The 10,718-nt window shown below is 73.6% G+C and carries 1 protein-coding gene; it reads left to right on the top strand.

All coding sequences use genetic code 11. From position 1 onward, the window contains the following. Positions 1 to 11 precede the first annotated feature (11 nt). Positions 12 to 10,709, top strand: a complete 10,698-nt coding sequence (locus ACZ6I1_RS14895) for a type I polyketide synthase (protein WP_469287133.1) — start codon at positions 12 to 14, stop codon at positions 10,707 to 10,709. Positions 10,710 to 10,718 lie beyond the last annotated feature (9 nt).

Raw genomic sequence — 10,718 nt, 5'->3', positions numbered from 1 at the left:
GGAGGATGGATATGTCGGCGCCCGACCAGCAGGTCGTTGAGGCACTGCGTGCCTCGCTGAAGGAGAACGCCCGGCTTCAGCAGGAGAACAGCACACTCGTCGCGGCAGCCTCGGAGCCCATCGCGATCGTGTCCATGGCCTGCCGGTACGCCGGCGGGATCCGCGGACCGGAGGACTTCTGGCGGGTGGTGTCCGAGGGCGCCGACGTCTACTCCACGTTCCCCGAGGACCGCGGCTGGGACGTCGAGGGCCTCTACCACCCGGATCCCGACAACCCCGGTACGACGTACGTACGGGAAGGCGCGTTCCTGCACGACGCGGCCCAGTTCGACGCCGGGTTCTTCGGCATCTCGCCGCGCGAGGCCCTCGCCATGGACCCCCAGCAGCGCCAGCTGCTCGAGGTGTCCTGGGAGACCTTCGAGCGGGCCGGCATCGACCCCCACTCGGTGCGGGGCAGCGACATCGGCGTGTTCGCCGGAGTCGTGCACCAGGACTACGCACCGGACCTCAGCGGTTTCGAGGGCTACCTCAGCCTGGAACGCGCCCTGGGCACCGCCGGAGGCGTCGCCTCCGGCCGCGTCTCCTACACCCTCGGGCTCGAAGGCCCCGCGGTGACGGTCGATACCATGTGCTCCTCCTCGCTCGTCGCCATCCACCTCGCCGCTCAGGCACTGCGCCGGGGCGAATGCTCCATGGCGCTCGCGGGCGGCTCGACGGTGATGGCGACGCCCGGCGGCTTCGTCGGCTTCGCACGACAGCGCGCCCTCGCCTTCGACGGCCGCTGCAAGTCCTACGCCGCCGGCGCCGACGGCTCCGGCTGGGCCGAGGGCGTGGGCGTGGTCCTCCTGGAGCGGCTGTCGGTGGCGCAGGAGCGCGGCCACCAGGTGCTGGCCGTCATCCGCGGCAGCGCCGTGAACCAGGACGGCGCCTCCAACGGCCTGACCGCCCCGAACGGACCGTCGCAGCAGCGGGTCATCCGCAAGGCGCTGGACAGCGCCGGCCTCTCCCCGGCCGACGTGGACGCCGTCGAGGGCCACGGCACGGGCACCGTGCTCGGCGACCCGATCGAGGCGCAGGCGCTGCTCGCCACCTACGGCCAGGGCCGTGACCCGCAGCAGCCGCTGTGGCTCGGATCGGTCAAGTCCGTCATCGGACACACCCAGGCCGCGTCCGGCGTCGCCGCCGTGATCAACATGGTCCAGGCGCTGCGCCACAAAACCCTCCCGGCCACCCGGAACATAGACGCGCCCACCCCCCAGGTCGACTGGTCCGCGGGCGCCGTGGAGCTGCTGACCGAGGCGCGGGAATGGCCGGACAACGGCCGTCCGCGCCGCGCCGGCGTCTCCGCTTTCGGAGCCAGCGGCACGAACGCGCACATGATCCTGGAGGAGGCGCCCGCCCAGGAGGCGCAGCCCGTCACGGACGAGGCGCAGCCCGCCGGTGTGGTGCCGCTCGTGGTGTCGGCGGGGACGGCCGCTTCGCTGGCCGCCCAGGCCGGACGGCTGGCGGAGTTCGTCGAGGGCGCCGACGAGGTGCCGCTCGCGGACATCGCCGGAACGCTGGTGTCGGGCCGCGCCGTGCTCGGCGAGCGCGCGGTGGTGCTCGCGGGCTCGAACGACGAGGCACTGGCCGGGCTGCAGGCGCTGGCCCGCGGCGAGAACGCGGCCGGTGTGGTGACCGGTTCGGGCACCCCGGGCAAGGTCGTGTGGGTGTTCCCCGGCCAGGGCTCGCAGTGGGCCGGCATGGGCCGCGAACTCCTGGACTCCTCCCCGGTCTTCGCCGAGCGCATCGCCGCGTGCGCGGCCGCGCTCGAGCGGTGGGTGGACTGGTCGCTGATCGACGTCCTGCGCGGCGACGCCGAGCCCGAGCTGCTGGACCGGGTCGACGTCCTGCAGCCCGCCAGCTTCGCCGTGATGGTCGGCCTGGCCGCGGTGTGGCAGTCCGTGGGCGTCGAGCCCGACGCGGTGCTCGGCCACTCCCAGGGCGAGATCGCCGCCGCCTGTGTCGCCGGGGCGCTGTCCCTGGACGACGCGGCGCGCGTGGTCGCCCTGCGCAGCCAGGCCATCGCCCAGCAGCTCGCCGGGCGCGGCGGCATGGCGTCCGTCGCGCTGAGCGAGGCCGAGGCCGTCGCCCGCCTGGAACGCTGGGCGGACCGCGTGGAGGTCGCCGCCGTCAACGGCCCGTCCTCCGTGGTCATCGCCGGTGACGCCGAGGCCCTCGACGACGCCCTGGACGCGCTGGAGGACCAGGGCGTCCGGATCCGGCGCGTGGCCGTCGACTACGCCTCGCACACCCGGCACGTCGAGGACATCCGCGACGCGCTCGCCGAAGCACTGGCCGGGATCGGCGCGCAGGCGCCGAAGCTGCCGTTCTACTCCACCGTCACCGGCACCTGGGTCGAGGAAGCCGGCGTACTCGACGCCGCGTACTGGTACCGCAACCTGCGCGGCCAGGTCGGCTTCGGCCCGGCCGTCGCCGACCTGCTCGCCCAGGGCCACGGCGTGTTCGTCGAGGTCAGCGCCCACCCGGTGCTGGTCCAGCCGATCAACGAGACCGTCGACACCACCGACACCGACGTGGTCGTGACCGGCTCGCTGCGACGCCAGGACGGCGGCCTGCGACGGCTGCTGGCCTCGATGGCCGAGCTGTTCGTCCGCGGCGTGGCCGTGGACTGGGCCCACGTGCTGCCCGCCGGCGCGGCGTCGGCACGCGTGGACCTGCCGACGTACGCCTTCGACCACCAGCACTACTGGATCGAGATGGCCGGATCGGCCACGGACGCGGCCTCGCTGGGCCTGACCGGAGCCGATCACCCGCTGCTGGGCGCGGTGGTGCAGCTGCCGCAGTCCGACGGGCTGGTCTTCACCTCGCGGCTGTCGCTGCGCACGCACCCGTGGCTGGCCGGTCACGCCATCGGCGGCGTCGTGATCATCCCCGGCACGATGTACGTCGACCTCGCCGTGCGGGCCGGCGACGAGTTCGGCTACGGCGTCCTGGAAGAACTGGTGATCGAGGCGCCGCTGGTGCTGCCCGAACAGGGCGGCGTGCGGCTGCAGGTCGCGGTCGGCGCCCCGAACGCGACCGGCTCGCGCTCGGTGGACGTGTACTCCCAGCGCGAGGACGCCGACGGCGAGAGCGGTACGAACGAATGGACGCGGCACGCCACCGGACTCCTGGCGGAGTCGTCGACGACCCGCGCCACGGCGGAGCGGTTCGACTTCGCCGCGTGGCCGCCGCAGGGCGCCGAGCCGATCGAGATCGCGACCTTCTACACCGACCTGCTCGAGCGCGGCTACGCGTACGGTTCGGCGTTCCAGGGCCTGCGGGCGGTGTGGCGGCGCGGTGACGAGGTCTTCGCCGAGGCCGTCCTGCCCGAGGAACAGCGGGACGAGGCCGGCAAGTACGGCATGCACCCGGCACTGCTGGACGCCGCCCTGCACACCAACGCCTTCGCCAACCCGGACGACGACCGCCAGGTCCTGCCGTTCGCGTGGAACGGCCTCGTCCTGCACGCGGTGGGCGCCTCGGCACTGCGCGTACGGATCGCCCCGTGCGGCCCCGACGCGCTGTCGTTCCAGGCCGCCGACGAGACCGGCGACATGGTCCTGACCATGGACTCGCTGGTCTCCCTGCCCGTGTCCGCCGACCAGCTGGGCGCCGCGGCGGGCGACGAGAGCCGCGACGCGCTGTTCGGCGTCGAGTGGACCGAGCTGTCCGCGCCCCAGGGCGCGCAGCCGACGCCGATGTGGGTGCCGGTGTCCGGCGCCGGCGACGTCGAGGCCCTGGCCGGGAGCGCGGGAGTCCCGGCGGTCGCCGTCCTGCAGGCGGTGGCCGGCACCGACGGAGAGGACGCCGTACTGGCAGCCACCTCCCGCGTGCTGGAGGTCGTCCAGGCCTGGCTGTCCGGGACCGGTCTGGAGGAGTCGCAGCTGGTCGTGCTGACCCGCGGCGCCGTCCCCGCCGGCGACGGCACCGTGACCGACCCGGCCGGATCGGCGGTGTGGGGTCTGGTCCGCGCCGCCCAGGCCGAGAACCCCGACCGGATCATCCTCATCGACACCGACCCGGCCTCCGGCGACGCGCCGGAATCCGTACTGCGCACCGTGCTGGGCCCGGTCCTGGCCGGCGGTGAGCCGCAGGTCGCCGTCCGCGGAACGACCCTCTCCGCCCCCCGGCTCGTCCGCGCCGGCGGTGACGTGCCCGAGGTCCCCGCGGTGTTCGGCGCCGAAGGGACCGTCCTGGTCACCGGTGGCACCGGCGCCCTGGGCGCGCTGGTGGCCCGCCACCTGGTGACCCGGCACGGGGTCCGGCACCTCCTGCTCGCCGGCCGCCGCGGCCCGGACGCCGAGGGCGCCGCGGACCTGGTCGCCGAGCTGACCGGGCAGGGCGCCGCCGTGTCGGTCGTCGCCTGCGACGTGTCCGACCGCGGCCAGGTCGAGGCCCTGCTGGCCTCGGTCCCGGCCGAGCACCCCCTGACCGGTGTGGTCCACATGGCCGGTGTGCTGGACGACGGCGTGATCGCCACCCTCACCCCGGAGCGGCTTGCCGGAGTGTTCGCGCCGAAGGTGGACGCCGTACGCCACCTCGACGAGCTGACCCGCGGCCTGGACCTCGACGCGTTCGTCGTGTTCTCGTCCGCCGCCTCGCTCATGGGGTCCGCCGGACAGGGCAACTACGCGGCGGCGAACGCCTTCCTCGACGGACTGATGGCCGTCCGCCGCGCGGCGGGCCTGCCGGGCCTCTCGCTCGCCTGGGGCCTGTGGGAGCAGACCAACGGCCTGACCGCCCACCTCAGCGCCGTCGACCAGGCCCGTATGAGCCGCGGTGGCGTCCTGGCGATGACCCCGGCCGAAGGCCTCCACATCCTCGACATCGGCCTGCACGCCGACCAGGCACTGCTCGTGCCGATCAAGCTGGACCTGAAGACCATGCGGAGCCAGGCGGCGGCCGGCGGGGGAGTCCCGCACCTGCTGCGCGGCCTGGTCCGTGCGGGCCGCCGCCTGGCGCGGGCCGCGGCCGGCGACAGCAGCGGACTGGTCCGCCGCCTCGCCGGGCTGGCCCCGGCCGAGCAGGAGAGCATCCTGCTGACCATCGTCCAGGACGAGGCGAGCGCCGTACTGGGCTTCAGCGGCCCCGAACTGGCGCAGGGCACCCGCGGATTCAGCGACATCGGGTTCGACTCCCTGACCGCGGTCGAGCTGCGGAACCGGCTCAGCGCCGCGACCGGCGTCAAGCTGCCCGCCACGCTGATCTTCGACTACCCCACCCCGGTGGTCCTCGCCCGGCACCTGCGCGAGGAGCTCGGCGAGGCGGCCGAGGGCAGCCCCGCCGCGGCCGTCACCGTCGTCGCGGACCCCGACGAGCCCATCGCCATCGTCGGGATGGCCTGCCGGCTGCCCGGCGGCGTCGCGGGTCCCGAGGACCTGTGGCGGTTGGTGCAGGAGCGCCGCGAAGGCATGACGACCTTCCCCGAGGACCGCGGCTGGGACCTGGAGGGCCTCTACGACCCGAACCCGGACAGCGCGGGCACCTCGTACACCAGCAAGGGCGGATTCCTCCACGAGGCCGCACAGTTCGACGCCGGCTTCTTCGGCATCTCGCCGAACGAGGCCCTCGCCATGGACCCGCAGCAGCGGCTGCTGCTGGAAACCTCCTGGGAGGCGCTGGAACGGGCGGGCATCGACCCCACCACCGCCCAGGGCGGCAACATCGGCGTCTTCTCCGGCGTCTCCATCCACGACTACCTCGAGTCCCTCACCGACATGCCGGCGGAACTCGAAGGCTTCGTCACCACCGCCACGGCGGGCAGCGTGGCCTCCGGCCGCGTCTCGTACACCTTCGGCTTCGAGGGCCCGGCGGTCACGGTGGACACCGCCTGCTCCTCGTCGCTCGTGGCGATGCACCTCGCGGCGCAGGCACTGCGCCAGGGCGAGTGCTCCATGGCGCTCGCCGGCGGTGTCGCCGTGATGGGCTCCCCGATCGGCGTCCTCGGCATGTCGCGGCAGCGCGGCCTGGCCGGCGACGGGCGGGTCAAGGCGTACGGGGACGGCGCGGACGGCACGGTGCTGTCCGAGGGCGTCGCCCTGGTGGTCCTCGAACGGCTGTCGGTGGCGCGCGAGCGCGGCCACCGCGTCCTGGCGGTGCTGCGCGGCAGCGCCGTCAACCAGGACGGCGCCTCCAACGGCCTGACCGCCCCGAACGGTCCCTCGCAGCAGCGAGTGATCCGCCGGGCGCTGGACAGCGCGGGCCTCACCCCGGCCGATGTGGACGTGGTCGAGGGCCACGGCACGGGTACGGCCCTGGGCGACCCCATCGAGGCGCAAGCCCTCCTTGCCACGTACGGGCGGGACCGGAACCCGGAGCAGCCGCTCTGGCTCGGTTCGTTGAAGTCGAACATCGGTCACACCCAGGCCGCGGCCGGTGTCGCCGGAGTCATCAAGATGGTGCAGGCGCTGCGCCACGGCGTCATGCCCGCCACCCTGCACGCGGACGAGCCCTCGACGAAGGTGGACTGGTCCGAGGGCGCCATCGAGCTGCTGACCGAGGCCCGGGAATGGCCGCGGTCCGGACACCCGCGCCGGGCCGGCGTCTCCTCGTTCGGCATCAGCGGAACGAACGCACACCTCATCCTCGAGGAGGCGCCGCCGGAGGCGGCGGAGCCCGTCACGGGGGAGGCGCCCGCGGGTGTCGTCCCGCTGGTGGTGTCGGCGCGCAGCGCCGCCTCCGTCGCCGGTCAGGCGGAGCGGCTGGCGACGTTCCTCGAAGGCGCCGAGGGCGTCTCCCTCGCGGACGTGGCCGGGGCGCTGGTGTCGAGCCGCGCGGTCTTCGGTGAGCGCGCGGTGGTCGTCGCCGACTCGGCCGAGGAAGCCCTGACGAGGCTCCGGGCCCTGGCGCAGGGCGAGACCGCGCCCGGTGTCGTGATCGGCAGCGCGGGTTCCCCGGGCAAGGTCGTGTGGGTGTTCCCGGGCCAGGGTTCGCAGTGGGCGGGCATGGGCCGTGAACTCCTCGACTCCTCCCCGGTCTTCGCGGAGCGGATCGCCGAGTGCGCGGCCGCGCTCGAACCGTGGGTGGACTGGTCGCTGATCGACGTACTGCGCGGTGACACCGAGCCCGAGCTGATGGAGCGGGTCGACGTGCTCCAGCCGGCGAGCTTCGCGGTGATGGTGGGTCTGGCGGCGGTGTGGCAGTCGGTCGGTGTCAAGCCGGACGCGGTGCTGGGTCACTCGCAGGGTGAGATCGCCGCCGCGTGTGTGGCGGGTGCCCTGTCGCTGGAGGACGCGGCGCGCGTGGTCGCGCTGCGCAGCCAGGCCATCGCCAAGGACCTGGCCGGGCGTGGTGGTATGGCCTCCGTCGCCCTGAATGAGACCGAAGCGGTCGCGCGTCTGGAACGCTGGGCCGACCGGGTCGAGGTGGCCGCCGTCAACGGGCCGTCGTCGGTGGTCATCGCCGGTGACGCCGAGGCACTGGACGAGGCCCTGGAAGCCCTGTCCGGCGACGGTGTCCGCGTACGCCGCGTCGCCGTGGACTACGCCTCCCACACCCGGCACGTGGAGGACATCCGCGAAGCCCTCGCCGAGACGCTCGCGGGGATCGATGCGCTGGCCCCTAAGGTGCCGTTCTACTCGACCGTGACAGGCGGTTGGGTGTCTGACGCGGGGGTGCTCGACGGCGGCTACTGGTACCGGAACCTCCGTGCGCAGGTGGGCTTCGGCCCGGCCGTGGCGGAGCTGCTGGGCCAGGGCCACGGCGTGTTCGTCGAGGTCAGTGCCCACCCGGTGCTGGTCCAGCCGATCGCCGAGACCGTCGACAGCACGGGCACCGATGCCCTGGTGACGGGCTCGCTGCGGCGCGAGGACGGCGGTCTGCGACGGCTGCTGGCCTCGATGGCCGAGCTGTTCGTCCGCGGTATCGCGCTCGACTGGAACCACGTACTGCCGCAGGCATCGGCTCGCGTGGACCTGCCGACGTACGCCTTCGACCACCAGCACTACTGGCTCCAGTTGGCCGAGTCGGCGACCGACGCCGCCTCGCTGGGGCAGGTGACCGCCGACCACCCGCTGCTGGGTGCCGTGGTGCAGCTGCCCCAGTCCGACGGGCTGGTCTTCACCTCGCGGCTTTCGCTGCGGTCGCACGCGTGGCTGGCCGATCACACGGTCGGCGGCGTCGTCCTCCTCCCGGGCACCGCGCTGGTGGAACTGGCCGTTCGGGCCGGCGACGAGGCCGGATGCGGTGTGCTCGAAGAGCTGGTGGTCGAGGCGCCGTTGGTGGTGCCGGAGCAGGGTGGTGTGCGGGTCCAGGTCGCGGTGGGTGGTCCGGGTGAGTCCGGATCGCGCACGGTGGAGGTGTACTCGCTGCGTGAGGACGCGGCCGGCGGGGACGTGTGGGCGCGGCATGCGACGGGTGTGCTGTCGGAGTCGTCCGGTGTCACGGGTGGTTCCGGTTTTGATTTCGCTGCCTGGCCGCCGGCTGGTGCGCAGCCGGTTGAGGTAGGGGAGTTCTACGCCGGTCTGGCCGAGGCCGGTTACGGCTACGGTCCGGCGTTCCAGGGTGTGCGGGCGGTGTGGCGCCGCGGCGAGGAGGTGTTCGCCGAGGTTGCGCTGTCCGAGGAGCAGCGCAAGGAGGCCGGGAAGTTCGGTGTCCATCCGGCGCTGCTGGATGCGGCCCTGCACGCGGGGATGGACTCCGACGCGATCGCGGAGTCGGTGCGGCTGCCGTTGGACTGGAGTGGGCTGGTGCTGCATGCCGTGGGTGCTTCGGCGCTGCGGGTGCGGTTGGCTCCGGTGGGTCCGGACGCGGTGTCGGTGGAGGCCGCCGACCCGACGGGCGGGCTGGTCCTGACGGTGGACTCGGTGGTCTCCCGGCCAGTCGCCGCAGGCCAGTTGGAGACGGCGGCGGACACGGCGGTCGCCAACTCGCTGTACGGGGTGGAGTGGACCGAGCTGCCCCCGGCCGACGTGGCCGAGCCGTCCCCGTGGTGGGTGCCGGTGGCCACGCCCGACGACGTGGCGGCCCTCGCCGAGAGCGCCGACGTTCCCGCAGTGGCGCTGCTGGAAGCGGCCGGCGGCGACGCCGACGACGTCGTACTGGCGACCACCTCCCGCGTGTTGGCGGTCGTGCAGGCCTGGCTGTCCGCGAGCGGTCTGGAGCAGTCGCAGCTGGTCGTGGCAACCCGGGGCGCCGTCCCCGCCGGCGACGGCACCGTGACCGATCCGGCAGGATCGGCGGTGTGGGGTCTCGTCCGCGCCGCGCAGGTCGAAAACCCGGACCGGATCATCCTGCTCGACACCGACCCCGCTGCCGAAGGCAATCTGGAGCTCGTACTGAGCCCGGTGCTGGCCAGCGGCGAGCCGCAGATCGCGGTACGCGGAACCGCTCTCTCCGCCCCGCGGCTCGTCAGGGTCACCGGCGAGGTCGCCGAGGTTCCCCCGACGGCGTTCCGGCCGGACGGCACGGTCCTGATCACGGGCGGTACCGGCACCCTGGGTGCCCTGGTGGCCCGCCACCTCGTCACCCGGCACGGCGTACGGAGCCTCGTGCTCGCCGGCCGCCGGGGCCCGGACGCCGAAGGCGCCCAGGACCTGGTCGCCGAACTCACCGCACAGGGCGCGGTCGTGTCGGTGGCGGCGTGCGACGTGTCCGACCGCGCCCAGGTCGAGGCCCTGCTGGCCTCGGTCCCGGCCGAGCACCCCCTCACCGGAGTCGTACACACCGCCGGAGTGCTGGACGACGGCGTGATCGCCGCGCTCACCCCGGAGCAGCTGCGGACGGCTTTCGCTCCGAAGGTGGACGCCGTACGGCACTTGGACGAGCTGACCCGCGGCATGGACCTCGACGCGTTCGTCGTGTTCTCGTCCGCCTCGGGCGTCTTCGGAACCGCCGGCCAGGGCAACTACGGCGCCGCCAACGCCTACCTCGACGGACTGATGGCCGTCCGCCGCGCGGCCGGACTGCCCGGCCAGTCGCTGGCCTGGGGCCAGTGGCAGCAGACCGCCGACCAGGGCGGCCTGCGACTGACGGCGGCGGAAGGCACGGAACTCTTCGACGCCGCCGTCGCATCCGGCCAGGCGCTGCTGGTGCCGATCAAGCTGGACCTGCGGAAGCTCCGCACCCAGGCGGCAGCAGGCGGGGAACTCCCGCACCTGCTGCGCGGCCTGGTACGGGCCGGCCGTCAGGTCGCGCGGGCGGCCACCGCCACGGACGGCGGCCTGATCCGTCGCCTGGCCGGGCTCACCGCGGCAGAACAGGAAGAACTGCTCATCGACCTGGTGCGTGCCCAGGCCGCGGTCGTGCTCGGGCACGCCGGGCCGGACGGTGTCGGGGCGGAGACGGCGTTCAAGGAAGCGGGATTCGATTCGCTCACCTCGGTGGCCCTGCGCAACGGGCTGTGCGAGGCGACCGGACTGAAGCTTCCGGCCACGCTGATCTTCGACTACCCCACCCCGATGGCACTCGCCCGCCACCTGCACCACGAATTGCTCCCGGACAACCACGCGAATGACATGGACGTGGACGAGGAACGGCTGCGTAACGCACTCGTATCCCTCCCGCTGGCCCGGTTCCGGGAAGCCGGATTGATGGATGCCCTGGTCAAGCTGGTCGCCCTCGGCGACGGCGATCTGGAAATCGGCGCTACGGACGAGGCCGACGACGAAAGGGCGATCGCCGAGCTGGGCGTCGACGATCTCGTTCACATGGCGCTCGGCGACTGAAGATCCTTC

The sequence above is a fragment of the Streptomyces sp. NPDC046303 genome (assembly GCF_055588085.1).
Note: the sequence above shows the minus strand (reverse complement) of the source record. Positions and strands in the feature narration are given on the sequence as shown.

Coding starts and splice junctions, on each gene's coding strand:
- ACZ6I1_RS14895 (WP_469287133.1), top strand. CDS start 12: ATGTCGGCGCCCGACCAGCAGGTCGTTGAGGCACTGCGTGCCTCGCTG.